Raw genomic sequence first — 24,752 nt, forward strand, 5'->3', positions numbered from 1 at the left:
ATGACGTCGCGTGAACAACATGACCGGATGGCCAATGCGATCCGTTTTCTCTCCATGGACGCCGTCGAGAAGTCCCAGTCCGGCCATCCCGGCCTGCCCATGGGCTGCGCCGACATCGCCACAGTGCTGTTCACCCGCTTTCTGAAATATGATCCGAAGAACCCCCATTGGCCGGACCGAGACCGCTTCATCCTGTCGGCCGGCCATGGTTCTATGCTGCTCTACTCACTGCTGCATCTGACCGGTTACGAGGACATGACCCTCGACCAGATCAAGCATTTCCGCCAGCTGGGTTCCAAGACTGCCGGCCATCCCGAATACGGCCATGCCACCGGCATCGAGACGACGACCGGCCCGCTCGGCCAGGGTCTCGCCAATTCGGTCGGCTTCGCGCTCGGCGAGCGCATCATGAACGCCGCCTTCGGCAACGACCTCGTCGACCACTACACCTATGTGCTGGCCGGCGACGGCTGCCTGATGGAAGGTGTTTCCCAGGAAGCCATCGCGCTGGCCGGCCACCTCAAGCTCAACAAGCTGATCGTCTTCTGGGACAACAACAACATCTCGATCGACGGTCCGGTTTCGCTTGCAGACAACACCGACCAGGTCGCCCGCTTCCAGGCCTCGGGCTGGAACGCCAGCCACATTGACGGCACCGACCCCGAGGCGATCGCCTACGCCATCGAAGCCGCCCGCCATTCCGACAAGCCGACGATGATCGCCTGCAAGACGACCATCGGCTTCGGCGCCCCGACCAAGGCCGGCACCAACAAGGCGCACGGTTCGCCGCTCGGCGCCGACGAGATCGCCGGCGCGCGGAAATTCTTCAACTGGGACTCGCCGCCCTTCGAAATTCCGGCCGACATTCTCGACGCCTGGCGCACCGCCGGCAAGGCCGGCGTCAAGCCGCGCACCGACTGGGAAGGCCGCCTGGCCAAGGCCAAGCCTGAGTTGAAGGCCGAGTTCGAGCGCCGCCTCGCCGGCAAGTTGCCGTCGAATTTCGATGCCGTCATTGCCGACTACAAGAAGAAGCTGTCGGCCGACAAGCCGAAGGTCGCCACCCGCAAATCGTCGGAAATGGCGCTGGAAGTCATCAATGGCGCGGTGCCGGAAACCATCGGCGGCTCTGCCGACCTCACCGGCTCCAACAACACCAAGACCAGCCAGACCAAGAACATCACGCCGGACGATTACGGCCAGCGCTATGTCCACTACGGCATCCGCGAGCATGGCATGGCGGCCGCCCTCAACGGCCTGACGCTGCATGGCGGCCTCATCGCCTATGGTGGCACCTTCATGTGCTTCTCCGACTATGCCCGTCCGTCGATGCGGCTGGCGTCGCTGATGGGCATCCGCTCGATCTTCGTCATGACCCATGATTCGATCGGTTTGGGCGAAGACGGCCCGACCCACCAGCCGGTCGAGCACCTGGCGGCGCTCCGCGCCATCCCCAACCACAATGTCTTCCGCCCGGCCGACGCCGTGGAAACCGCCGAATGCTGGCAGATCGCCATTGAATCGGAAAAGACCCCGTCCACCCTGGCGCTGACCCGCCAGAACCTGCCGACGGTGCGCACCGAGCACTCGGCCAGGAACCTCTCGAGCCAGGGCGCCTATGAGCTGGCCGCGGCGAGCGGCGAAGCGGCGGTGACGATCTTCGCCACCGGCTCCGAGGTCGAGATCGCTCTCGGCGCCCGAGACCTCCTGGAAAAGCACGGTCACCCGACCCGCGTCGTCTCGGTGCCTTGCTTCGAACTGTTCGACCAGCAGAGCGACGCCTATCGCAAGGAGACGATCGGCAACGCGCCGATCAAGATGGCGATCGAGGCCGGCATCCGCCAGGGCTGGGATCACCTGATCGGCTCCGACGGCATCTTCATCGGCATGACGGGCTTCGGCGCTTCCGGCACCATCGAGCAGCTCTACCCGCATTTCGGCATCACCGCCGAAGCCGCGGCCAAGGCAGCGGAAGCCCACCTGCACGGCAAGTAAGATCAGGGTCAGTCCCGCGCACCTCCGAGGCGGATTCGCGGGGCTGGACCAACCTAATCGATTTAAATTCGGCCTTCTGCGGCTGGATTCTTGTGCCATCCGCCGCTATGAAGCTGCGGACCCATCTGCCGCCTCCAGCTCCCAGGGAGAGTAAAATGACCGTCAGAGTTGCCATCAACGGATTTGGCCGCATCGGCCGCAACATCCTGCGCGCCATCCATGAATCCGGCCGCAAGGACATCGACGTCGTCGCCGTCAACGACCTCGGCCCGGTCGAGACCAACGCGCATCTGCTGCGCTATGACAGCGTGCACGGCCGCTTCCCGCATGAAGTGTCGGTCTCGGGCGACCAGATCACCGTCGGCAAGGAGACCTTCAAGGTCACCGCGATCAAGGACCCGGCGCAACTGCCGTGGAAGGAACTCGGCATCGACATCGCGCTCGAATGCACCGGCATCTTCACCGCCCGCGACAAGGCTGCCGCGCATTTGACTGCTGGCGCCAAGCGCGTCGTCGTCTCCGCGCCTGCCGAAGGTGCCGACCTCACCGTCGTCTACGGCATCAACCACGACAAGCTGACCAAGGACCACATCGTCATTTCGAATGCGTCCTGCACCACCAACTGCCTGGCGCCGCTGGCCGCAGTGCTGCACGAGACAGTCGGCATCGAAAAGGGCATGATGACGACGATCCACTCCTACACCGGCGACCAGCCGACGCTGGACACCATGCACAAGGATCTCTACCGCGGCCGCGCGGCTGCCCTGTCGCAGATCCCGACCTCGACCGGTGCGGCCAAGGCGATCGGCCTGGTGCTGCCCGACCTCAAGGGCAAGCTCGACGGCATCTCGATCCGCGTGCCGACCCCCAACGTCTCGGTTGTCGACTTCAAGTTCATCGCCAAGCGCGCCACCACCGTGCAGGAGATCAACGAAGCCGTGATCGCCGCCTCCAACGGCAAGCTCAAGGGCATTCTCGGCGTCACCCATCATCCGAATGTGTCGATCGACTTCAACCACGATCCGCGCTCGTCGATCCTGGCGCTCGACCAGACCAAGGTCATGGACGGCAACTTCGTCTCGGTGCTGTCCTGGTACGACAATGAGTGGGGCTTCTCCAACCGCATGGCCGACACCTCGGTCGCCTTCGGCAAGACCATCGCCTGACCTGAAGGCATCGTCTCGCAGCTTCGAACGCCCGGCTTTGCCCGGGCGTTTTTCGTCAGCGCGCCGGGCAAGGCGCGCCGAGCCGGCAAACGCGGAAAATCAGCGGCATAAGGCAAAAAGCCATCCTTGCGCCTTGCACCGGCCATGCCTTCGCCCCACTCTCCCGTGAATCGGTAGAAAGAGGAATTCGAGGGGCAAATCACGGATGGAGCATGCGATCTATCTCGTCACGCTGGTCGGCACAGCGCTAGTCGTCGCCGCAGCGTTCTCGAGCCTGATCGCCTTTCGCTTCGGCGCCCCCCTTCTGCTCTTGTTCCTTTGCATCGGCCTGGCCAGCGGCGTCGATGGTCTCGGTATCGAATTCGACAATGCGCGGGTGGCCTACTTTGCCGGCTCACTGGCCTTGGCGGTCATCCTGTTCGATTCCGGTTTCGGCACGCCGCTCAACGCGCTGCGCCAGGCGGCCGGGCCGGCGCTGTCGCTGGCAACTTTCGGCGTAATCCTGACCACTGGCCTGTTCGGCGCAGCCGCCTATTACCTGCTCGACCTCAGCTGGCTGGAATCGTTCCTGCTGGGAGCTGCCGTCGCCTCGACCGACGCGGCTGCGGTGTTCTTCCTGCTGCGCGCCGGCGAGATCAATCTGCGCGAGCGCGTGCGCGCGACACTGGAAGTCGAATCCGGCACCAACGACCCGATCGCCATCTTCCTGACCATCACGCTGGTCGAGATCATCGCTGCCCACGCCAATCCGGAGACCCATGTGCTGGTCACCGACCTGATCCTCGGCTTCCTGCTCAATATGGGGCTCGGCGCCGTCGTCGGCGTGCTTGGCGGGCTCGGCATCGTGCGCCTCGTCGACCGGCTCAACCTCGACCATGGCTTGCTGCCGATCTTCGTGCTGACCCTGTCGCTGATGGTGTTCGCCGCCGCCGGCGCCATTGGCGGCTCGGGCTTCCTGGCGGTCTATCTCGCCGGGCTGATTGCCGGCAACTCCGACATCCGCGCCGTCACCATCCTGAAGCGCTTCCAGGACGGCATGTCGTGGCTGGCACAGATCATCATGTTCCTGATCCTCGGCCTGTTCGCGACGCCCTCGCAGTTTCCGGCGATCATGGTGCCGGCGGTGCTGCTCGGCCTGTTCCTGATGTTTGTCGCGCGCCCGGTCGCCGTCTGGCTCTGCCTTATCCCGTTCCGCCTGCCACGTCCCGAGATCGCCTTCGTCTCCTGGGTCGGCCTGCGCGGCGCCGTGTCCATCCTGCTTGCCATCACCCCGCTGCTCGGCGGACTGGAGAACGGCCGCACCATCTTCAACGTCGCCTTCATCATCGTTCTGGTATCGCTGGTGGTGCAGGGCTGGTCGGTCGGTCCGCTGGCGCGCCGGCTCGGCCTGATCGTGCCGGCGAGGCTTGGGCCGCTCGACAAGGTCGAACTCGAACTGCCGGGCTCCGCCCACCACGAACTGCTCGCCTACCGCGTCGCGCCCGGCAGCCCGGTGGCGCGCGGCGAGCGCATCCCGCGCTGGGCACGGCCCTCGCTGGTGCTGCGCGATGGCCGCTCGATGCGTTTCCAGGACATGGGCCGGCTCGCGGCCGGCGACCAGGTCTACATCTTCGTGCCCGACCGCTATCCGCGCCTGCTTGACAAGCTGTTTGCCAGCCGCGCCGTAGTCGACCCCGAGGATGCCGACTTCTTCGGCGCCTTCGCCGTCGATCCCGCCCGCTCGGCCGCAGAGCTCGAGGCCGCATACACACCGGGATTGAGCGAAGCCGAGCAGAAGCTCACCGTCGGCGCGCTGGTGACGGCAAGGCTTGGCGGCCATGCCGAATATGCCGACCGGGTGCTGATCGGCCCGATCGAATTGATCGTCCGCGACGTCGACGACAAGGGCAAGATCACCGGTCTCGGCCTCTCCTTCGAGCCGACCGCGCCGGTGGCGCGGGTTCCGGTGTTCCTGAGCGCCGGCGAGATCGGCGATCGTGTCTCCGCCTTCATCCGCAACTGGCGCAAGCCGACCGAGACGCAGACTGCAGAGGCGATAGCCAATGAGAAGGCCCTTGAGCCGACGGCGGAAAAGATAACGACCGAAGGCTGACAAGCGATCGGTTCACGCTGACGTCCCGCATCATCACGACAGCCTTCGCCTTGATCTCAAAATTTAGCTCGCACCCCGGCTCAAGCCTTGCATCGTCATCGATGCGAGGTATGGTCCCGGCGATTTTCCACGGAAAGGAACCCGCATGGCCGCCTTCAAGACACTCGACGATATCGGCAATATCAGCGGCAAGCGCGTGCTGGTGCGCGTCGACCTCAACGTTCCCGTCGCCGATGGCAAGGTCACCGACGCCACCCGAATCGAACGCATCGCACCGACCATCGCCGAACTGTCCGGCAAGGGCGCCAAGGTCATCCTGCTCGCGCATTTCGGCCGCCCGAAGGATGGTCCCTCGCCCGAATTCTCGCTGAGGCCGATCGCCAAGGCTACCGCGGAGGTGCTTGGCCGCCCGGTCGGCTTTGCCAGCGATTGCGTCGGCGACACGGCGGGCAGTGCGGTCGCCGCCATGAACAAGGGCGATGTGCTGCTGCTGGAAAACACCCGCTTCCACAAGACCGAGGAGAAGAACGATCCTGATTTCACAGAGCGGCTCGCCGCCAATGGCGACATCTTCGTCAATGACGCCTTTTCCGCCGCCCACCGGGCGCACTCCTCGACCGAAGGCCTGGCGCGGCTGTTGCCGTCCTATGCCGGCCGCACCATGCAGGCCGAGCTCGAGGCGCTGGAGAAGGGGCTCGGCAATCCGGTCCGCCCTGTCGTCGCCATTGTCGGCGGCGCCAAGGTGTCGACCAAGATCGACCTGTTGATGAACCTGGTGAAGAAGGTCGACGCGCTGGTGATCGGCGGCGGCATGGCCAACACTTTTCTCGCCGCGCGTGGCACCGCTGTCGGCAAGTCGCTGTGCGAGCATGACCTTGCCGCGACCGCCAAGCAGATCATGATCGAGGCCGCCGAGGCCGGCTGCGCCATCATCCTGCCTGTCGACGGTGTCGTCGCCAAGGAATTCAAGGCGGGTGCGGCCAGCGAGACCGTTGCCATTTCGGATGTCCCGGCTGACGGCATGATCCTCGATGTCGGCGAAAAGACCGTGAAGACGATCGGTGAATGGATCGACCGCGCCGCGACGCTGGTCTGGAACGGCCCGCTCGGCGCCTTCGAGATCGAGCCTTTCGACCACGCCACGGTGGCGGCGGCCAGGCACGCGGCGGCCCGCACCAGGGCCGGCAAGCTGGTCTCGGTCGCCGGTGGCGGCGATACGGTGGCCGCCCTCAACCATGCCGGCGTCGCCGACGACTTCACCTATGTCTCGACCGCCGGCGGCGCTTTCCTCGAATGGATGGAAGGCAAGCCGCTGCCCGGCGTCGACGTGCTGAAGAAACAAGCCTGACCGGATCGGGGGCGCAAAAACGGACGCCAGGAACTTTCAATCGATTCGAGCTTTCCGATCCCATTCCTTTGGCGGTAGACTTCCGTTACGCGCGGAACGTACCCCCTTAGGAGAAGAAAAATGAGCGAACGTCTCGAAGACATTGCCGCCGCGATGGTGGCCGGCGGCAAGGGCCTGCTGGCCGCCGATGAGAGCTCCGGCACCATCAAGAAGCGCTTCGACGTTATCGGCGTCGAATCGACCGCCGATAGCCGCCGCGACTACCGCGAGATGATGTTCCGCGCCAAGGACGCAATGACGAAGTACATCTCCGGCGTCATTCTCTACGACGAGACCATCCGTCAGAAGGCTGCCGACGGCACGCCTCTGGTCGACATCATCAAGGCGGCGGGCGCCATTCCCGGCATCAAGGTCGATGCCGGCGCCAAGCCACTCGCCGGCTTTCCCGGCGATACCGTTACCGAAGGCCTCGACGGCTTGCGCGAGCGGCTCGCGGATTATTACAAGCTCGGCGCCCGCTTTGCCAAATGGCGCGCGGTGATCGACATCGACACCGGCAAGGGCGTGCCCTCGGCCAATTCGATTGCCTCCAATGCCCATGCGCTGGCCCGCTATGCCGCACTGTGCCAGGAGGCCGGCATCGTGCCGATCGTCGAACCGGAAGTGCTGATGGACGGCGCGCACGACATTGCCACCTGCTACGACATCTCGAAGGCAACGCTGATCAAGCTCTATGACGAGCTGCATGCGGCGCGCGTTGTGCTGGAAGGCACCATCCTGAAGCCGAACATGGTGCTGGCCGGCAGGAAGTCGGGCAAGGTGAGCAGCCCCGAAGAGGTCGCGGAAAAGACCATAAAACTGTTCCGCGAAACCGTACCGGCAGCGGTGCCGGGCATCGCCTTCCTTTCGGGCGGGCAGTCGGACGAGGAGGCTACCGCCAACCTCAACGCCATCAACGCCATCGGCCCGCATCCGTGGAAGCTGACCTTCTCCTATGGCCGCGCCTTGCAGGCCGCCCCGCAAAAGGCCTGGAGCGGCAAGGCATCGAACGTCGCCGCCGGCCAGGCCGCCTTCACCCATCGTGCCCACATGAACCATCTGGCGGCGCTGGGACAATGGACGGCGAGCCTCGAACAGGCCGCCTGAGCGCAGTCCTCCCGTTGTCATACAACCCGGGCCGATGCGCCCGGGTTTTGTTTATGACAAGGCGGGCTTGGGACGGAGTTCGCCCATCCTTATCTCCTTTTCGGCAAAAGCTGACGGCGATGTCGGTTTCTGCCCACCCCGAACGTCCTTGGGTGAACAGACAGGGAGAACTTCATGACTCGCAAGAAGGTGGTTTCGCGTGAAGACTGGTTTGAGGCGCACAAGGCGCATCTGGCGCGCGAGAAGGAATTGACACGGTTGCGTGAGCGCATCGCCGCCGAGCGGCGTGAACTGCCCTGGATGAAAATCCGCAAGGACTATGTCTTCGAGACCGAGCAGGGTCCGAAGAACCTGGCCGGACTGTTCGGCGCCAACAGCCAACTGATCGTCTACCACTTCATGATGACGCCAGGATCGAACCACCGCTGCGAAGGCTGCTCCTTCCTTGCCGACCATATAGACGGCGCCGATCAGCATCTCAGGCGCCACGACGTGTCGCTGGTGGTGGTTGCGCGCGCGCCGCTGGCGGAACTGCTGCCTTACAAGCAGCGTATGGGCTGGAAATTCGACTGGGTGTCGTCCTACGCCTCGGATTTCAACTTCGACATGCAGGTCTCCTTCACCGACAAGCAGATCGCGGCCGGCGACACCACCTACAATTTCGAGACGCGTCCGCGCACGTCAAAGGACCTTCCCGGCACCAGTGTTTTCTACAAGGACGAGAACGGCGACATCTTTCTCACCTTTATGTCGCGCGCCCGCGGCGGCGAGGCGCAGATCGGCACCTATGACTATCTCGATATGACGCCGAAGGGCCGCGGCGAAAATGGCCCTTATCAAAGCCTGATGGACTGGGTGCGGCTGCATGACGAATATCAGGAAAAGCAGGCGGCTAAGGAAAACTGCTGCGACTAGAAGCGCGTTCACCTGCGCCCAAACATGCGCTAAGGCTGCCGTTAACCTCTAACGGTATTGCCATGCGCTTCCCGGCCCTTCTTACCTGGCTCGCCTACCCCGTCTATGTCTGGCAGGGCCTCGGCGTGCGCCGCCGCACCACCCGCATGCTGCCGGCACAAGGGCCGGTCATGCACGAAATATCGGGCAAGGCGCCGGCCATCTCGCTGCTGGTGCTGGGCGATTCCTCGGCCGCTTCCGTCGGCATCGGCAATTCCGAGAACGGGCTTGCCGCGCAGCTTGCCGTCATGATCGCGCAGCGAACCGGCTTGCCGTGCGCTGGCGCGCCGCCGGCTTCAACTCGGCAACGTCGGGCCAGATCCGCGACCATGTGCTGCCCAATCTGTCGGCCGATCGGTGGACGCATATAGTGCTGGCCATCGGCACCAACGACACCAAGAATTTCCACTCGGTGCCGCGCTTCAAGAAAGAGTTCGGCGGCCTGCTTTACGCGCTGCGCGCCAAATGGCCGGAGGCCCGCGTCGTCTGGTCGCCGGTGCTGGAATTCACCCGTGCGCCGGCCATGCCGCCGCTGCTCGGCAAGATACTCGAAATCCGCGCTACCGCAATGAACCGCATGGGCGAGCGCCTCTGTTTCGAGCGCGGCGCCGTGCCGGCGCCACGGCTGCCGATCACCAACCCTGAGGCCGGCTTTGCCTCCGATGGCTTTCATGCCTCGGAAGCCGGTTACCGCGCCTGGGCCGAACATCTGGTCGGATGGGTGCTCGCCGATTGACCTGAGGGGGCACAAGCTCGGACTGGTGGGCTTCAGAGAACTGACGCGGGTATTTCCAAATACTGTTGATTGCAGCCTGCTTCCAATGGATCTGAGCCAGAATATCATCCAGCAGCAATGGACGAGCTACGGCCTGGATTCCGAAACCGGCAACGACACCTGCACGCTGACCGGCAACCGCGCCGAATCGAGCAAGCATGTCATTCCGGCCGGCCCGGCCAACGCCACGCCTTTTATTGCGGCGAACCTGCCGGAATTCATGACGACGCGCGGTGGCGATTACTTCTTCGTGCCCAGCCTCAACGCCATCCGGATGATTGCCATGGGAACGGTGGACCCGACCTGACCCTCAAGGCTATGCCCAGTGCCCCAGCGCACCCGCCAGCGCGATGGCCGCCATGGCGATCAGGGCCAGCTTCCAGAAATCGCCGCGCCGCTTCAGGCCCGGCCAGCCGAGCGGCTTGATCAGCTGAATGGCCATCATGCCGATGATGACGAGCGCGAGGAGTTTCGACATGCCCGCCTTTGAGCAGCATCGCGACAGGCTGTCAAAGCGGTTCTTGCATGGTCTCGGTCGACTTGGCCATTCCTGACAAAAGGCTCGTTTCCGAACCGACCGCCAAGCACCTCGCAGCTTTCTTCAACGAGCTGACATGCTCCTGACAGACTGCTGTCAGGAGGGGTATGCGATAGTGTCTCCATCAGAGAAGAGGAGATGGTCATGAACAGCTTTGGTATTTTGAACAGCGTACAGCACTATGTCGGCAAGATCCGCACGATGCGCAATGAAGTCCGTACCCAGCGCTTCCTGAACTCCTTGCCGGCGGACATCCGCAAGGACATTGGCTGGCCGGATATGTATGAGGGTCACAGCCGCATTCGCGAGATCTGAGGCGTTTTACCTGACAATGCTTGGATGCGGACCCCGCAACGCCCGGATCATTGACATGGACCCCCGGGCAGCGACCCCTCGGGCTGGCGCAAAAACTTTGGCGCCTGCTACGGACAATGCTGAAGGCTCCTGACAGAATGCTGTCAGGAGCACCATGCCATAAACGTGTCAGGAGACATGAATGGTGAAAAGCTGGAACGACAGGCTGAACACGCCGGGCGTCAACGGCGTGAAGCCGACGCCACGCACAATGGGCGACGTCGTCGAGGGCCAGCCGATGCTGGTGCCGACGCCCCGTCAGGTCGATGATTTCATCCGCACGATCCCCAACGGCGTCGAGATGGATGTACGCGCCTTGCGCACCGCGCTCGCCATCGAGCATGGGGCGCAAGTGACATGTCCGGTTACCATCGGCTATCATCTGCGAACCGTCGCCGAAGCCGCCAATGAGGATCTCGAACGCGGCATGACGCTGAACGATATCACGCCGTACTGGCGTGTGCTCGACGTGAACACGCCGACAACGAAGAAGTTGTCCTTCGGCGCGGAATTCGTCGCCGTGCAGCGCAAGCGCGAAGGACTTAAACCATAATGCGTGTCGCCCAAAAGTGCGCAGCGGTTTTTGGGAGAACGACAAGCATAAAACAGGACATGGATGTCACCCGGAACCGGTTTTGGGACCATGTCATTCATAGACAAGCAGCCGAGGGACCATACGATGCGACGTGCCGACAGGCTCTTTCAGATCGTGCAGCACCTGCGTGGCGGCCGGCTGGTCACCGCCCAGAAGCTCGGCACATGGCTCGAGGTTTCCGAGCGGACCATCTACCGCGATATCGCCGATTTGCAGTCGACCGGAGTGCCGATCGACGGCGAGGCCGGCGTCGGCTACATGATGAGGGAGGGTTTCGACCTTCCGCCGCTGATGTTCACGCGTGACGAAATCGTCGCGCTGGTCGCCGGCGCCCGCATGGTGCGGGCCTTTGGCGGCGCGGCCATGGCGCGTGCGGCCGACGAGGCGCTGGTCAAGATCGGCGCCGTCCTGCCCGACGCCGAGAAGGACCGCATCGCCCGCACCGAGATCCACACGCCGATGTGGGTGGTGAGCGACGCCGCGCGTGAGGCGATCGACGTGATCGAGCGCGCTGTCGAGAAGCGACAGGTGCTGACCATCGACTACCGCGACGAGGCCGGCCGCGGCACCGGGCGTGACATCCGTCCGCTCGGTCTGTGGTTCTGGGGCAAGGTATGGACGCTGGTTGCCTGGTGCGAGATGCGCGACGATTTCCGCGCCTTCCGCATCGACCGCATCGCCTCGGTGGTCATCGCCGGCCGCATCTTCAAGCCTGAGCGCGGCAAGCAGCTTGCCGACTTCTACCGCGCGGTCGAGCGCAGCGAGGATTATGGCATGACGCCGGACCGGGCGGCGCGCAGCTGAGATTTCGACAATCAGTTAAAAAGCCCGCTCGAAGCGGGCTTTTTTGTTGAACTGTCGCAAACCTCACTCGTCGTCCGCATCTTCCTTCTTGGACTTGAGCGCCGAGAGCTTGGCGAACACGGCGTTGGCGTCCAGTTCGGCATCCTCGTCCTTCGGCTTCTCCGGCGCCGGCACCAGGCGCTCGGTCACGGCAGCCGGCAGCAGCGTGTCGCCGACAGGCTGCGCCTGCTCGCGGCCGCGCGAGGCGCGGTTGACTTCCATGTCGAGGTCGATCTGCGAAGCGAGACCCAGCGTCACCGGGTCCATCGGCTGCAGATTGGCCGAATTCCAGTGCTTGCGCTCGCGGATCTGTTCGATCGTCGACTTGGTCGTGCCGACCAGGCGCGAAATCTGCGCGTCCTTCAATTCCGGATGGTTGCGGACCAGCCACAGGATGGCGTTGGGCCGATCCTGGCGCTTCGACAACGGCGTGTAGCGGGGACCCTTGCGCTTGGATTCCGGCACCCGCACCTTGGGGTCGGACAGTTTCAGGCGCTGGTTCGGATCCTTCTCGGCGCGCGCGATCTCGTCGCGGGTCAGCTGTCCGGTCATGATCGGGTCCATGCCCTTGATGCCTTGCGCCGATTCGCCGTCGGCGATCGCCTTGACCTCGAGCGGATGCAACCCGCAGAACTGCGCGATCTGCTCGAAGGACAGCGCGGTGTTGTCGACCAGCCAGACGGCGGTCGCCTTGGGCATCAGCAGCGTATTGGCCATTTCAAAAATCCTTCTCGTTCGCCCGCGTTCCCGCGCGGGCGGTGGTTTAGAGCCACCAAAATGGGAAATTCGCGGCCTGTATAACCGCTCCGCTGCCGTTTCGCAATGTTTTTGGCGCAGGGCGCAGCCGTCGGACACCGGACAGCGGGGGAGGCCAGGAGGACCTCGGCTCCGGCGATCATTGATGCCGAGTTGTACAGGGGGTCCAAAACGACAAAACCCGCCGGACAGGGTCCAGCGGGCTCGGAACCGGCGACGGGATACCGTCTGCGGCGGCTCTTGCTTCTGCCGCGTGGTCAGGCCTCATCGGCCGACCAGGCTTCGAATTAGATGGCCTTGCGGGCAATCCTCTCGATGTCGCCGCGGCTGATGCCGAGGTCGCTGAGCTGACGGGCGTTGAGCTTGTTCAGCTCGCGCACGGTTTCGTTGTACATACGCCAGTTACGGAAAGCGCGGATCGGGTTCATGGTTGTCCTCCAGTTGTTAGATCAAATCGTTTCGATGACGCTTAGATAGGCAGTGCTGCCCACGAATTGAACAGACGTCTTTGCATAGCCGCAATGCAAATGCTGCATTGCAGCATTAAGCTTGTGTTCATCTTGCCGACAGGCTGAGCGCGGAGCATGGCGCGAGGTTCAGGTCAGGCCGAGCAGAGAATGGCGGCTCCCGAGAACCGGAGCGAAGCGTACTTCAGTACGAAGCACCGGCCTACGCCGGCCGTAGCCTTAACTGCCGCAACGCCTCATGAGGGCTTCGGCCGGCGAAGGCCGGAAGCGCAGGGAGCCGCCATTCGCAGGCCGGCCTCGCCTAAATCTCGCCCCATCTAGCCGACGTCGAGAACGATCTTGCCTATATGCTCGCCCTCTTCCATGCGCTCATGCGCCCGCCAGGCGTCGGTCAGCGGGAAGATCATGTCCATCACCGGCGCTACCTTCCGGGTGCCGAGCAGCGGCCACACCTGTGCTTCCAGTGCGGCGGCGAGCGCCGCCTTGAACTCGACCGTGCGAGGCCGCAGCGTCGAGCCGGTGTGGGTCAGCCGCTTGACCATGATTTTCGAGAAATCGGCGCTCGCCACCGCGCCGGCCTGGACGGCGATCTGGACGATCCTGCCCTCGACCGCGGCGGCCTCGTAGTTGCGCGCGATATAGTCGCCGCCGACCATGTCGAGAATGACGTCGGCCCCCTTGCCGCCGGTCGCATCCTTGACCGCCGCGACGAAATCCTCCTCGCGGTAGTTGATCGCCCGGTCGGCGCCGAGTTTCAGGCAGGCGTCGCATTTTTCCTTGCTGCCGGCGGTGGTGACGACATAGGCGCCGAAGGCCGACGCCAGCTGGATCGCCGTGGTGCCGATGCCCGATGAGCCGCCATGGACCAGCAGCGTCTCACCCTTTTTCAGGCCGCCGCGCTCGAACACATTGTGCCAGACGGTGAAATAGTTTTCCGGAACCGCGGCCGCCTCCGTGTGGGTGAAGCCGGCGGGCAGCGGCAGCACGCTGCCGGCATGAACCTTTACATATTCGGCATAACCGCCCCCCGGCGTCAGCGCGCAGACCCGGTCGCCGATGCGCCAGCGCGATATGTCGTCGCCAAGGACGGCCACTTCGCCCGATGCCTCGAGACCGGGCAGGTCGGAAGCGCCGGGCGGCGCCGGATAGGCGCCCTTGCGCTGCTGCACGTCGGGGCGGTTGACGCCGGCCGCACGCACCCGGATCAGGATTTCGCCGGGACCAGGCACCGGCACGTCGCGCGTTTCCGGTTTCAGCACCCGCGGCCCGCCCGGTTGCGAGATTGCAATGGCCGTCATCGTGGCTGGAATTTTATGTCCGCTCGCCATGAAATTTCCCGTCTCGGTCCGCCGGCTGCCAGCTTCTTGCCGGCTGTTTGCATCTACGCCCCTGCCCTATGTATGCTGATTGCCGGATCAGGCAAATGGCCAAATCAGCCCCAATACTGAATAGGGAGGAGCGACGATGGCGATCTTCGACGACGAACCCAAGAAGAAAGCCCGCCCGCATGAGATCGGACAGGATCTGTCGCTGCTTTCGGTCGGTGACCTGACCGAACGGATCAGCATCCTGCGCGAGGAGATTGCCCGGCTCGAAGCCGAGCTCCAGACCAAGGGCAGCACCAAATCGGCGGCCGAAGCCCTGTTTCGCCGCGGCTAGTTTTCGCGTTAGTTTCGGCGTTGAGCATCCGCCGCCGAAAAGCCCGAATGCGCCTGTCTTCAGACCCCGCCACCGAATCTCCAGACGGATCAAACAATGTTTGCAAGCTACAGGCCGATCCTCTCGCTGCTTCGCGGCACCGCTTTCCTGCTCGCGGCTTCGGGATTGCACGGCCTGTTGTTGCCGTTGCGCGGCCAGCTCGAAGGGTTTTCGACCGCATCGCTCGGCCTGATGGGCACGGCCTGGGCCGGTGGCTTCGTCACCGGCTGCTTCTTCGCACCGCGCCTGGTGCGCCGCGCCGGCCACGTCCGGGCGTTCGGCGCCTTTGCCGCTTCGGGCGCCATCGTGGCGTTGCTTACCGGCCTGATCATCGACGAATATGTCTGGATCCTGCTGCGCGCCTTCACCGGCTTCACCATGGCCGGAGCCTTCATGGTCATCGAAAGCTGGCTGAACGAGAAGGCCACCAACGAGAACCGCGGCACCGTCTTCGGCCTCTACATGATGGTCACCTATGCCTCGATCATGGGCGGCCAGATGATCGTTGCCGGCGGCGACGTCAGATCGGCATCGCTGTTCATGATCACCGGCATATTGTTCTGCCTGTCGCTGATCCCGACCGCGGTGTCGTCGGCTTCGTCTCCCAAGCCTTTGCAGGACGTCAAGCTCGACGTCAAAGGTCTCTACGCCAACTCGCCGGTGTCGGCGATCGCCTGCCTGTTGGTCGGCATCGCCAATGGCGCCTGGGGCACGCTTGGCGCCGTCTACGGCGCCCGTATCGGCATCTCCACCGCCCAGATCGCACTGATGATGAGCCTTGTCGTTATTGCCGGCGCGGCCATGCAGCTTCCGGCCGGACGCCTCTCCGACAAGACCGACCGCCGTTTCGTGCTGGCGGGCGCGGCTTTCGGCGCCGCACTGTTCGCCATCCTGATCTTCCTGTTCGAACCGCGTTCCGCCGTCCTCGTCATTGTCTTCGCCGCTGCCTACGGCGCCTTTGCCTACACGCTCTATTCGATCGCCGTGGCGCATGCCAACGACCACGCCCGATCGGAGGATTTCGTCAAGGTCTCGGGCGGCCTGCTGCTTCTGTATGGCTTCGGAACCATGATCGGGCCCTTGCTGGCTGCCGCCCTGATGGGCTGGCTCCGCCCCGAAGGCCTGTTCCTGGCCACCGCGCTGGCGCATCTCAGCCTCGCCGCCTACACGTTGCTGCGCATCAGCCGCCGCGCGCCGGTGCCGATCGAAGACCGCGATGCCTTCAAGACCCAGCCGGCCGATCGCTCGGTCACCCCTGAAGCACTGCGGCTCAGAAAAGCGGAAGCCGACGGTTGAGATTTGAAAAGCTTTGCCCCACAAGTATAGGCATGATCTTTTCTGACGCCTTCATGGCGATTGCCGACCCCAACCGGCGCTATCTTCTGGAAGAGCTCCGGCGTGGCCCGAAAACCGTCAACGAGCTGGCTTCGGGCCTTCCAGTCTCCCGCCCGGCCGTGTCCCAGCACTTGAAAGTGTTGCTGGACGCCGGTCTGGTTCAGGCCAGGGCCGAGGGCACGAGGCGCGTCTATACAGTCAGCAGTGCCGGCTTCCTCAAGCTCAATATTTGGCTTGATCAGTTCTGGGAAGCATAGGCCGAGATTCCAGCTCGCCTCCCTGGCTTTCAAGTGTCCGTTGCCAGCGCCTTGCCCAGCGCATCGAGCAGGAATCCGGTACCATGCTCGCGCGATGACGGTGTGTCGTGCCCATCGAGAAACGCGCCCTGCTCGGTGAGCACCAGACGCGTGCCCGTGCCTTCCGGGCGAAGCTCAATTGTCGCCAGCGAAACCGAGATTCTGACATCACCGAACAGCATGTCGTAGCTGTAGACGATGCGTTGGTTGGGCACGATGTCCTGATAGGTGGCGGTATAGGTGTGGATCGGCCCGTCCTTCGGCCCGCCGGCTGACCGCCGACGCGAAAATCCATTTCGTGCCTGTGGGTCATCGGGTTGTCGGGGTCGGCGAACCAGCGCCGCTTGGCGGCCGGATCGCTGAGCGCGAAATAGACTTTCGCCGGTGCAAATGGATAGAGGCGCTCGAGGACGAAGGTGGAGTGGACGACGGATCGTTCGGCCATGGTCAGGTCCTCTAGGTCAGCTTGATGGTTTCTGCGCGACGAAGACGCCGTCGCGATAGGACGCGCCGAAATAGACTTCGACGGCGCGCAACCTGTCGTCATGGAACAGATGCAGTTCGGTGTTGCGGAAGGTCTTTCCGTCCGCCGTCTCGCAGCGATAGAGGACAAAGGCGGCGTCCTCGTCCTCGCATATCCGCTCGATGACGATCGAGCTGAAGGCCGGGCTGTCCGGCCAGCAGCGCTCGAAATAGGTCGCACGGTCGATGGCGTCGTCATAGGGGCTGGTGAAGGTGAAATCGTCGGCGAGCACCGCCGCGACGGCAGCCTTGTTATTCGCCTGGTAGGCGGAAAAATAGCCGCGGATCAACTCCGCTCTGCTTTTGCCGGGCATGGTCATTTCTCCTCTGCTTCAGGTCATTCGGTCCCGGCGAGAAAATCGCCGAGCCGGTCGAGCCGACGCTCCCATGTCAGCCGCCGTTCGTTGATCCAGTGTTCTGCGCTGCGCAGCGCCTGCGGCGCGATCTGGCAGGTGCGCACGCGGCCGAGCTTTTCCGAGCGCACCAGCCCGCTTGCTTCGAGCACGTTGAGATGCTGGACGACGGCCGACAGCGACATCGCCAGCGGTTCGGCCAACTGGCTGACCGAGGCCGGCCCACGCGACAGCCGTTCGACCATGCTGCGCCTGGCCGGGTCTGCGAGCGCCTGGAACATCAGGTCGAGCTGGGCGGGATCGTGCAGCATCGCGATCAGCCGTTATTGTAGGGAAAGAACTTGAAGTAGGGCTGCGCCTCCTCGACCACCCGGGCGAAGGACGGCCGCTTGAGCAGGCGGTCGTGGTAGTGTTTCACGGCCGGATAGCTGTCGCCGAACGGCTCGACCTTGTTGGCGTAGAACAGCGCCGGCGAGGCCGCGCAGTCGGCCATGGTGAAGGTGGGGCCGGCCGCCCAGATTTTCGAACGCATCTCCTCCTCGATGATCGCATAGGCGTTGCGCAGTTGCGCGCGCGCTTCCTCGACCCCGAACGGATCGGTCTTGTCCTGCGGGCGCAACCTGTCGCCGACGATCTTCTGCATCGGAGCCTGCACGTAGAAATCGTAGAAACGGTCGGCCTGGCGGACCTGGAGAGCAAGGTCGGCCTCGGCCGGGATGAGCTCGACCGGCCCGGGATAATGCGCGGCCAGATATTCGATGACGATGGTCGATTCCAGCACCGTGCGATTGCGTGCATCGTCACGCAGCGCCGGCATCTTGCCGGTCGGCGACACCTTCAGGAATGCTGCCCGCGACTGCTCGTCGCCGAGGTCGACGATAACCGGCGTGAAGGGCGTGTCGTTCTCGTAGAACGCAATCAGCGGTTTCCAGCAGAACGATGCCAGCGGATGGAAATGGAAGGTCAGGGACATTTTTTGCTCGTCTGTTTGTGGTTCGCCGATGCTGGAGCGGTGCCAGCCTGCGCCGACACTGAAGCAATTACTTAACTATTTCCGTGAGGCGAATGTGTCAAGGTTCCAGACTGCCTTCAGGGTTTGGTATGCGTGACGATGGCGGCAACGATCGTGCCCCAGTCGTCGGGATGCAGTTCGTGGCCACCGCCTTCGACGCGGACAAGCCGCCCGCCGGCAACAGCGTCGGCAAGGGCTGCGCCATGCTCGACCGGAAAGATCGGATCCGATGTCCCGTGAATGACGAGCAGCGGAACCTTGATCTCGCGCAGGCGTCCTTTCAGATCCTCGCAGCTCTTCAGCATGAAATGGTTAGTCGCGCTCAGGAAGCCGCCGGATCGGTCGTAGTCCCGTTCGACGAACGCCCGCATCGCCTTCTCGTCGAAGTGATGCGCGGTGCTGGCGATCGCACGCGCATCCTTGACGACGAAGCCGACCACCTGGTCGCGGTTCGACCAGTCGACTCTGGCGCCATCGGCCGAGTGCTCCATATAGGCTTCGGTCGTTCCCGGCAGCTGCGATGTGTCGATCCCCACCGGCGAACTGCTGATTACGGTCAGCGAGATGACACGCAAGGGATGTTTCAACACCAGTCGTTGCGCGATCATGCCGCCCATCGACATCCCGATCACATGCGCCTTGCCGATGCCGCAACTGTCGAGGACGCGCACCGCATCGTCCGCCATGTCGTCGAACGTATACGGCGGCTCGCCCGGCGTATATTTGGTCGACAGGCCGGTGTCACGATTGTCGTAGCGGATCACGAAGTGGCCTTCGCCGGCGAGCTTTTTGCAGAGCGCCTCCGGCCACCAGAGCATCGAGGCCATGGCGCCCATGATCAGCAGAATGGCTGGATCTCCGGGATCGCCAAACGTCTGGGAGACGATTTCGGGTGCTGCGGCCCTTGTCATGGGACTCTCCTCCTATCGGCCAATCAAAGGCCAATCAAATTGGTTGCATTTTGCAATCGGTTGCACGATAATAAAACTGATACGATAATGCAACCGGTTTTTTGAGGAGAGTCGGATGAAAACCGAACACCGCTCGGGATGCCCTATCAATCTGTCGCTGGAAGTTTTCGGCGATCGCTGGAGCCTGATCATCCTGCGCGACATGATTTTTGGCGGCAAACGCCACTTTCGCGAACTGCTCAACGGCTCGATCGAGGGCATCGCTTCCAATATCCTGGCCGACCGGATGAAGCGGCTGATGGAACTCGGCATGCTGACCAAGGCCGACGACCCCTCGCACAAGCAGAAGGCGATCTACAGCCTGACCGAGATGGCCATCACGCTGGTGCCGATCATGGCGCATCTCGGCGCTTGGGGCCGCGTCTGGCTGCCGGTGAGCGAGGAGCTTTCGATCCGCGCCGAGCTGCTGGAGAAAGGCGGGCCGCCAATGTGGGAGCAGTTCATGGACGAGTTGCGCCACGACCATCTGGGCACGCCTGTCGCCACACCCGCGCAGCCTTCCGTCCGCGCTACATTGCAGGCCGGATATGAGGCGGTGGTAGCCCGCAAGGCGTCGAGCGGCATCGAGGCCCCGGCCGCTTGACCAACTTATTTCCCCATTATCAGGCCGGCTCTGCTATCAAGGGGCTGAAAAACATAATTTACGGGATTGGATAACGCTCTTGGTCGAGAACTCTAAGGATACTGCCCGCGCCAGGGCAGATATGCGTTTCAAGAAGCAGGAAGAGGCAGCCACGGTGCGGCAAAAGGCGATGGCGGAGTATGTCGCCGAGGCCGACGCCCGCCAGGCCAAGACCAACAAGCTCCGGGCATTGCGCCTTGCCAAGGAAGCGGAAGACCTCGCCAACGCCCCTGCCGTTCCGGTCAAGAAAGCGCCCCGAGCCAAGAAAAAATAGCGCGGCCTTCTTCATCGACGCCCGATCTGGATGCCGGCGGATCGTATCCGCCATGTGCCACGATCAGCAATGCCCGCCATTTCCGCTTTCCCACGCGAAGCAATTTCAACCGCAACCGGGATTTCGCATCCCGCATGTCAGGCGATGATTGACGCGTTTTGATCAGGAGACAGCCATGACCGCACTGACCCTCGAAAAAGCCAAGCACATCATCGACGCCGCCTTCGCCAAGGGCGCCGAGATGAAGCTCAAACCGCTCGGCGTTTCCGTGCTGGATGCCGGCGCGCATCTCGTCGCCTTCCAGCGTCAGGACGGCGCCTCGTTCCTGCGCCCGCAAATGTCGGCCGGCAAGGCCTATGGGGCGCTGGCCATCGGCATGGGCTCGCGCCGTGTCGAGGCTTTCGCCAAGGAGCGGCCGCATCTCGTCGCCGGCATTTCGGACGTTTCGGGTGGACGCGTATTGCCTGTCGTCGGCGGCGTGTTGATCCGCGACAAGGCAGGCGCCGTCATCGGCGCCGTCGGAATTTCGGGAGATACGTCGGACAATGACGAAGCCGCCGCCATCGCCGGCATCGAAGCGGCGGGCTTCATCGCCGATCCGGGCTGAGTGTAAGCGGAGCAGAATTCTGCACCGTTGCAACGCCTTAGCTTCACGGAATGGATCCCAAGGTCTGCGCCGTGTTGCTTCGCTCCTTGCTTCGCCCCAGGATGACGACCAGAAAGAGCAGCCACGCCAATCGCAAACGGATGCGATCATCCAACGAAGGCGGCTAGTTCAAATTTATGTCTCTACTCGCCGACCGCATCGACACCGAAAACCCGGCCAGCACGTCGAACAGCGCGATCACCATCAGCGTGAAGAAGACGGAATGCGCCGCGCCCTTCACCAGCAGGAACTCGACCAGGAACGCCACGAAGACCAGCGTCGACAACAGATGGTCCATGATCGAGGCGTTCGTGGTGCGCACCGACTTCACCATTTCGAGGAACAGGAAGATCAGCCCGACCACCACCATCAGGTCGCCGAGCGTCATCGAGAACACCCCGCCCGACATCATGCTGAACGAGAAGATCTCGGTCGCCCACGGATCGTCGCCGCTGCCGAATATTCCGAGGAGTCCGAGATTGTAGGCCACGAAGGGCACGATCAGCAGCGGGATGGCACCGAACATCAGGCGTCTCCTCTAGCAATTCCAGGAAAGCGGTTTCCCAAGGAATTGCCTAAACAATGGGGGCACCTTCTGTAGAATGCCCCGCAGGCACGCCGTCAAGATTTTTCGCTAGCGCCCGCAAACACGGAAAAAGACCGCGCGAAACAACCCTGTCAGCCACAGTTGCCCCGGCTGACCACCGACACGCCGGGATTCAGCGCTTGAACTGGCCTGTCCGCACGGCGGCGCCGATAGCGTTCAGGATGAAAAGGCCGGCGGTCATCGAGGTGATCTCGTTGACGTCGCGCGCCGGCGCGATCTCGACGATGTCGATGCCGACGACACGTCCCTTGGCGAACAGCCCCTTGATCAGTTCGATCGTCTGCCGGTAGCTGATGCCGCCAGGCGCCGGCCCTTCGACCGCCGGCATGACAGCGGGATCGAGACCGTCGGCATCGATGGTCAGGTAATAACGGCCACCGCCCGGGATGCGCTTGAGCAGCGCCGCCGTACCGATATCCTGCCATTCATTGGCGGTGACGATGTTGGAGCCGTAGGCGCGGGCCGCCTCGACCTCCTCAAGCCGGGCGCTGCCCTGGCCACGGATGCCGAGCTGGAAAATCCCGGCTATATGCGCCATCTCCGAAGCGCGGCGGATGGGGCTGGAATAGCCTTCCCTGACCCCGTTGACATTGTCGCGCCAGTCGAGATGGGCATCGATCTGAACCAAGGTGATCGGCCCTTCGCCGTCAAGCGCCCGCAGGATCGGGATCGGGATGCCGTGATCGCCGCCAATGGTGATCGGCAAGGCGCCGGCGACGCGGATCTTGCGGATCGCCGTTTCGGCCAACCTGTAGTGGCCGCCGGCGGCATCGCCGGGAACATCGCCGACATCGACCACCTTGACGTCCTGCCCGTCGAACAGGGTTCCGCCAATGTCGAAATCATAGCGGTCGAGCCCGAGGCTGATGCGCTGCGAGGCGCGCCGCACCGCGGTCGGCGCGTTGGTCTGGTCGTTGACCAGCTCGTCGATCGTGTAGGGACTGCCGTAAGGCATGCCGATGATGGCGACATCCGCCTTCAGCGCATCGAGGTCCTCGACCAGCGGGAAGTTCATGAAGGTCTGGAAGATATCGCGGGGTGCTGTGGTGAGCTTGGTCATGCGGTCCCTCTGAAGCCGGTCGATCATCGCGCGGAAGCGCCGCGACAAGGCATGCGGACTCAATACAGCACCGCCGCCGCAGCTTGTATCGCCACGGACGCCCGGTCTTTGGCATAGTTGGCGGCGCGGCGCACCAAACGCAAAAAAACCGGCCAATGGCCGGTTCTTTTGGCATTCAAACCCTTCGAAAGCTGGTCTCAGCTTTCCTTGGGCGTCAGCACCTGGCGACCGCGATACATGCCGGTCTTCAGGTCGATATGGTGCGGGCGGCGCATTTCGCCGGAATTCTTGTCCTCGACATAGGTCGGGGCCTTGAGAGCGTCGGCCGAGCGGCGCATGCCGCGCTTGGACGGAGAGGTTTTTCGTTTCGGAACGGCCATGGATATGCTCCACTACATGGTCAAAATGCCCCGATAGCCCTCGTGAAAGGGCCGCGTCAGGGCCATAATCTGAGAAAGTCGGGTGCCTATACACGCCCTGCGCCGTTTTGGCCAGCACCGTGGCGATTTTTTTTGAGCCGGCAGCGGTTCGACCTAATCAAGACAACCGACATACGCGCCCGAACGGCCGGCGCGGCGTTCGATCAGCGACGCCAGGCGCCGCAGACCCGGACCGGGCTTGGCCGGATTGCGGGCGATCGGATTGGGCAACGAGACGGCGAGCAATGCCGCCTGCCGCCGCGACAGCTGTTTGGCCGAAACCCCGAAATGATGCTGCGCCGCCGCCTCGATGCCGTAAATGCCCGGCCCCCATTCGGCGATGTTGAGGTAGATCTCCATGATCCGTCGTTTTGACATCACCGCGTCGAAATAGACGGCCAGCGGCAGTTCGACCACCTTGCGCACCGAGCCCAGCGGCCGTGACCACAGGAAAAGGTTCTTCACCGTCTGCATGGTGATGGTGGAGGCGCCGCGCGTCGCTTCGCCGGCCAGCGCGTCGTCGACGACGCCGCGCAATTCGCCGAGATCGATGCCGCGATGGAAGCAGAACTGCCCGTCCTCCGACATGATCACCGAATTGGCCAGCACCGGCGACACATCGTCGATCGACACCCAGCGCCGGTCGTAACCGGAGAAGGTCGCGAGGTCTTTGACCATCAAGGTCGATATCGGATGCACGAAGGACGGCAGATAGAGGAAGGTCAGCCCAATGGGTATCGCCGCCAGCACGACGGCGACGACCAGGCCGCGCCGTGCCAGGCGCTTCAGACCGGCGCGGTTCACGCGCCTTGGTCGCGCCATCTCAAACCCTTCGGTTTCATGATCGACGATCGGTTCCGTCAAGCCGCCCCCACCCGCGCCACTCTCCCGCCTCCGGCATAATGGCGCGAGGCTTCTTGCGCAACGTCTGAGTGTCGGCTACCGCTCCCGGCCATGACGAAAGACGAGCAATTGGCCTTTGAGGCCGCACTTCTGGGGCGGGCGGCGGCGATCGAGGCCGGGCTCAGGCTGCTGCTCGACGGCCGCACGCTTGCCGGCGAGATCGCCCGGCCGGAGCGTCTGATGGCGGCCATGCGCCATGGCGTGCTGAACGGCGGCAAGCGGCTGCGCCCCTTCCTGGTCATGGAAAGTGCCGCCCTTTTTGGCGCCGATGGCGAGGCGGCGATGCGCGTGGCGGCGGCCATCGAATGCGTGCATTGCTATTCGCTGATCCATGACGATCTGCCTGCCATGGACGACGACGATCTGCGCCGCGGCCAGCCGACCGTGCACAAGGCCTTCGGTGAAGCCACCGCCATCCTTGCCGGCGATGCGCTTCTGACGCTTGCCTTCGATGTCCTCGCCGATGAGGCGACGGCGCTGCCGGCGGAGCGCAGGGCGGCACTGGTGCTGGCGCTGGCGCGCGCGGCCGGCACTGGGGGCATGGTCGGCGGGCAGACGCTCGATCTCGAAGCCGAGCGCAGCAGGCCGGACGAAGCCGGCATTATCCGGCTGCAGGCGATGAAAACCGGCGCGCTGATCCGCTTCGCCTGCGAAGCCGGCGCGATTATTGCCGGCGCCGCACCGCAGGACCGCGACCGGCTGGCCGAATTCGGCTCGGCGGTCGGGCTTGCCTTCCAGCTCGCCGACGACCTGCTCGACCTGACCGCCGATGCCAGCCAGATGGGCAAGGCGACCGGCAAGGACGCAGCCGCCGGCAAGGCGACGCTGGTGGCGCTGCATGGCGCGAACTGGGCGCGCAGCCAGCTCCATGGGCTGGTCAAGCAGGCCCATGAATTGCTTGAGCCTTACGGTGAACAGGCAGCCTTGCTGAAGGCAGCGGCAAGCTTCGTGGCAATCCGCAACAACTGAGGTTGGGCAATCGGATGCCGAACCGTTTTCGGAATTTGT

At 63.6% G+C, this 24,752-nt stretch carries 30 protein-coding genes and 1 pseudogene; 18 read left to right on the forward strand and 13 right to left on the reverse strand.

All coding sequences use genetic code 11. The features are described from left to right. From tkt to ACYG9Z_RS11190, 8 genes and pseudogenes are all read left to right on the forward strand, one after another. A complete protein-coding gene (gene tkt, locus ACYG9Z_RS11155) occupies positions 1–1,992 on the forward strand; it encodes a transketolase (RefSeq protein ID WP_023752900.1) in 1,992 nt (663 codons plus the stop codon). A 155-nt stretch (positions 1,993–2,147) separates the two neighbouring features. After that, a complete protein-coding gene (gene gap, locus ACYG9Z_RS11160; protein WP_023683984.1) occupies positions 2,148–3,158 on the forward strand; it encodes a type I glyceraldehyde-3-phosphate dehydrogenase in 1,011 nt (336 codons plus the stop codon). A 205-nt stretch (positions 3,159–3,363) separates the two neighbouring features. Continuing rightward, positions 3,364–5,250 (forward strand): potassium/proton antiporter, encoded by a 1,887-nt coding sequence (locus tag ACYG9Z_RS11165; protein ID WP_023752899.1) that lies wholly within the window; start codon positions 3,364–3,366, stop codon positions 5,248–5,250. 145 nt (positions 5,251–5,395) lie between these two features. Then, positions 5,396–6,598, forward strand: coding sequence for a phosphoglycerate kinase (locus ACYG9Z_RS11170; protein ID WP_023752898.1), 1,203 nt, complete (start codon positions 5,396–5,398; stop codon positions 6,596–6,598). A gap of 120 nt (positions 6,599–6,718) precedes the next feature. Continuing rightward, complete coding sequence (locus ACYG9Z_RS11175; RefSeq protein ID WP_023748338.1) at positions 6,719–7,744, forward strand: class I fructose-bisphosphate aldolase; 1,026 nt, start codon at positions 6,719–6,721, stop codon at positions 7,742–7,744. Between the two features lie 174 nt (positions 7,745–7,918). Continuing rightward, the gene (locus tag ACYG9Z_RS11180; protein ID WP_023752897.1) at positions 7,919–8,659 is read left to right on the forward strand and encodes a DUF899 domain-containing protein; all 741 of its coding nucleotides are present in this window, start codon (positions 7,919–7,921) and stop codon (positions 8,657–8,659) included. Positions 8,660–8,721: 62 nt separating this feature from the next. After that, positions 8,722–9,434 (forward strand): annotated as a pseudogene (locus ACYG9Z_RS11185) (SGNH/GDSL hydrolase family protein). A 25-nt stretch (positions 9,435–9,459) separates the two neighbouring features. After that, entirely contained in the window at positions 9,460–9,780 is a 321-nt protein-coding gene (locus tag ACYG9Z_RS11190; RefSeq protein ID WP_155924185.1) for a hypothetical protein, read from the forward strand. A gap of 9 nt (positions 9,781–9,789) precedes the next feature. On the opposite strand, the gene ACYG9Z_RS11195 is transcribed toward ACYG9Z_RS11190, so the two are convergent. After that, entirely contained in the window at positions 9,790–9,951 is a 162-nt protein-coding gene (locus ACYG9Z_RS11195; RefSeq protein ID WP_023683991.1) for a hypothetical protein, read from the reverse strand. Between the two features lie 204 nt (positions 9,952–10,155). Between ACYG9Z_RS11195 and ACYG9Z_RS11200 the strand changes: the two genes are divergently transcribed. From ACYG9Z_RS11200 to ACYG9Z_RS11210, 3 genes are all read left to right on the forward strand, one after another. After that, positions 10,156–10,326, forward strand: a complete 171-nt coding sequence (locus ACYG9Z_RS11200) for a hypothetical protein (protein ID WP_023670139.1) — start codon at positions 10,156–10,158, stop codon at positions 10,324–10,326. A 181-nt stretch (positions 10,327–10,507) separates the two neighbouring features. After that, positions 10,508–10,918: a hypothetical protein gene (locus tag ACYG9Z_RS11205; RefSeq protein ID WP_031196067.1), complete on the forward strand. Its 411-nt coding sequence runs from the start codon at positions 10,508–10,510 to the stop codon at positions 10,916–10,918. A gap of 126 nt (positions 10,919–11,044) precedes the next feature. Next, positions 11,045–11,764 carry a helix-turn-helix transcriptional regulator gene (locus ACYG9Z_RS11210; RefSeq protein ID WP_023683994.1) on the forward strand — a complete coding sequence of 240 codons (720 nt, stop codon included), beginning with the start codon at positions 11,045–11,047 and terminating at the stop codon, positions 11,762–11,764. A 63-nt stretch (positions 11,765–11,827) separates the two neighbouring features. On the opposite strand, the gene ACYG9Z_RS11215 is transcribed toward ACYG9Z_RS11210, so the two are convergent. The 3 genes from ACYG9Z_RS11215 to ACYG9Z_RS11225 all read right to left on the reverse strand — a co-directional run bounded on the left by ACYG9Z_RS11215 (position 11,828) and on the right by ACYG9Z_RS11225 (position 14,354). After that, a complete protein-coding gene (locus ACYG9Z_RS11215) occupies positions 11,828–12,520 on the reverse strand; it encodes a DUF1013 domain-containing protein (RefSeq protein WP_023670142.1) in 693 nt (230 codons plus the stop codon). A gap of 326 nt (positions 12,521–12,846) precedes the next feature. After that, on the reverse strand, positions 12,847–12,987 hold the full coding sequence (locus ACYG9Z_RS11220) for a DUF1127 domain-containing protein (RefSeq protein ID WP_023670143.1): 141 nt from the start codon (positions 12,985–12,987) through the stop codon (positions 12,847–12,849). A 356-nt stretch (positions 12,988–13,343) separates the two neighbouring features. Then, positions 13,344–14,354: an NAD(P)H-quinone oxidoreductase gene (locus ACYG9Z_RS11225; RefSeq protein ID WP_032903975.1), complete on the reverse strand. Its 1,011-nt coding sequence runs from the start codon at positions 14,352–14,354 to the stop codon at positions 13,344–13,346. Positions 14,355–14,490: 136 nt separating this feature from the next. Between ACYG9Z_RS11225 and ACYG9Z_RS11230 the strand changes: the two genes are divergently transcribed. The 3 genes from ACYG9Z_RS11230 (at position 14,491) to ACYG9Z_RS11240 (ending at position 16,316) form a co-directional block, all read left to right on the forward strand. Continuing rightward, positions 14,491–14,685, forward strand: coding sequence for a DUF1192 domain-containing protein (locus ACYG9Z_RS11230; protein WP_023670145.1), 195 nt, complete (start codon positions 14,491–14,493; stop codon positions 14,683–14,685). Positions 14,686–14,781: 96 nt separating this feature from the next. Continuing rightward, the gene (locus tag ACYG9Z_RS11235) at positions 14,782–16,020 is read left to right on the forward strand and encodes an MFS transporter (protein WP_023683997.1); all 1,239 of its coding nucleotides are present in this window, start codon (positions 14,782–14,784) and stop codon (positions 16,018–16,020) included. 32 nt (positions 16,021–16,052) lie between these two features. Further along, on the forward strand, positions 16,053–16,316 hold the full coding sequence (locus ACYG9Z_RS11240; RefSeq protein ID WP_023690079.1) for an ArsR/SmtB family transcription factor: 264 nt from the start codon (positions 16,053–16,055) through the stop codon (positions 16,314–16,316). A gap of 29 nt (positions 16,317–16,345) precedes the next feature. Here the strand turns inward: ACYG9Z_RS11240 and ACYG9Z_RS11245 are convergent, their stop codons facing one another. From ACYG9Z_RS11245 to ACYG9Z_RS11265, 5 genes are all read right to left on the reverse strand, one after another. Continuing rightward, positions 16,346–16,570, reverse strand: coding sequence for an SRPBCC domain-containing protein (locus tag ACYG9Z_RS11245; RefSeq protein ID WP_023699360.1), 225 nt, complete (start codon positions 16,568–16,570; stop codon positions 16,346–16,348). Positions 16,571–16,816: 246 nt separating this feature from the next. After that, the gene (locus tag ACYG9Z_RS11250) at positions 16,817–17,191 is read right to left on the reverse strand and encodes a nuclear transport factor 2 family protein (RefSeq protein ID WP_032887163.1); all 375 of its coding nucleotides are present in this window, start codon (positions 17,189–17,191) and stop codon (positions 16,817–16,819) included. 23 nt (positions 17,192–17,214) lie between these two features. Beyond that, positions 17,215–17,541, reverse strand: a complete 327-nt coding sequence (locus tag ACYG9Z_RS11255; RefSeq protein ID WP_023699361.1) for an ArsR/SmtB family transcription factor — start codon at positions 17,539–17,541, stop codon at positions 17,215–17,217. Positions 17,542–17,546: 5 nt separating this feature from the next. Beyond that, positions 17,547–18,203: a glutathione S-transferase family protein gene (locus tag ACYG9Z_RS11260; RefSeq protein WP_023683999.1), complete on the reverse strand. Its 657-nt coding sequence runs from the start codon at positions 18,201–18,203 to the stop codon at positions 17,547–17,549. A gap of 116 nt (positions 18,204–18,319) precedes the next feature. Then, a complete protein-coding gene (locus tag ACYG9Z_RS11265; RefSeq protein ID WP_023699362.1) occupies positions 18,320–19,153 on the reverse strand; it encodes an alpha/beta fold hydrolase in 834 nt (277 codons plus the stop codon). A 115-nt stretch (positions 19,154–19,268) separates the two neighbouring features. On the opposite strand from ACYG9Z_RS11265, the gene ACYG9Z_RS11270 reads away from it, so the two are divergent. The 3 genes from ACYG9Z_RS11270 to ACYG9Z_RS11280 all read left to right on the forward strand — a co-directional run bounded on the left by ACYG9Z_RS11270 (position 19,269) and on the right by ACYG9Z_RS11280 (position 20,716). Further along, a complete protein-coding gene (locus ACYG9Z_RS11270) occupies positions 19,269–19,796 on the forward strand; it encodes a winged helix-turn-helix transcriptional regulator (RefSeq protein ID WP_023684001.1) in 528 nt (175 codons plus the stop codon). Positions 19,797–19,875: 79 nt separating this feature from the next. After that, complete coding sequence (locus tag ACYG9Z_RS11275; RefSeq protein ID WP_023684002.1) at positions 19,876–20,109, forward strand: hypothetical protein; 234 nt, start codon at positions 19,876–19,878, stop codon at positions 20,107–20,109. 175 nt (positions 20,110–20,284) lie between these two features. After that, on the forward strand, positions 20,285–20,716 hold the full coding sequence (locus ACYG9Z_RS11280; RefSeq protein ID WP_023701310.1) for a GlcG/HbpS family heme-binding protein: 432 nt from the start codon (positions 20,285–20,287) through the stop codon (positions 20,714–20,716). Positions 20,717–20,879: 163 nt separating this feature from the next. On the opposite strand, the gene ACYG9Z_RS11285 is transcribed toward ACYG9Z_RS11280, so the two are convergent. From ACYG9Z_RS11285 to ACYG9Z_RS11300, 4 genes are all read right to left on the reverse strand, one after another. Continuing rightward, positions 20,880–21,281 (reverse strand): hypothetical protein, encoded by a 402-nt coding sequence (locus ACYG9Z_RS11285; protein WP_023752896.1) that lies wholly within the window; start codon positions 21,279–21,281, stop codon positions 20,880–20,882. A gap of 193 nt (positions 21,282–21,474) precedes the next feature. Then, on the reverse strand, positions 21,475–22,422 hold the full coding sequence (locus ACYG9Z_RS11290) for an agmatinase (RefSeq protein WP_023752895.1): 948 nt from the start codon (positions 22,420–22,422) through the stop codon (positions 21,475–21,477). A 197-nt stretch (positions 22,423–22,619) separates the two neighbouring features. Then, entirely contained in the window at positions 22,620–22,802 is a 183-nt protein-coding gene (rpmF, locus tag ACYG9Z_RS11295) for a 50S ribosomal protein L32 (RefSeq protein ID WP_008834724.1), read from the reverse strand. Between the two features lie 153 nt (positions 22,803–22,955). Next, positions 22,956–23,663, reverse strand: coding sequence for a transglycosylase domain-containing protein (locus ACYG9Z_RS11300; RefSeq protein WP_050586887.1), 708 nt, complete (start codon positions 23,661–23,663; stop codon positions 22,956–22,958). A gap of 132 nt (positions 23,664–23,795) precedes the next feature. On the opposite strand from ACYG9Z_RS11300, the gene ACYG9Z_RS11305 reads away from it, so the two are divergent. Next, complete coding sequence (locus ACYG9Z_RS11305) at positions 23,796–24,713, forward strand: polyprenyl synthetase family protein (protein ID WP_023752894.1); 918 nt, start codon at positions 23,796–23,798, stop codon at positions 24,711–24,713. The last annotated feature ends 39 nt before the right edge of the window (positions 24,714–24,752 follow it).

The sequence above is a fragment of the Mesorhizobium sp. RSR380A genome, from assembly GCF_054719385.1.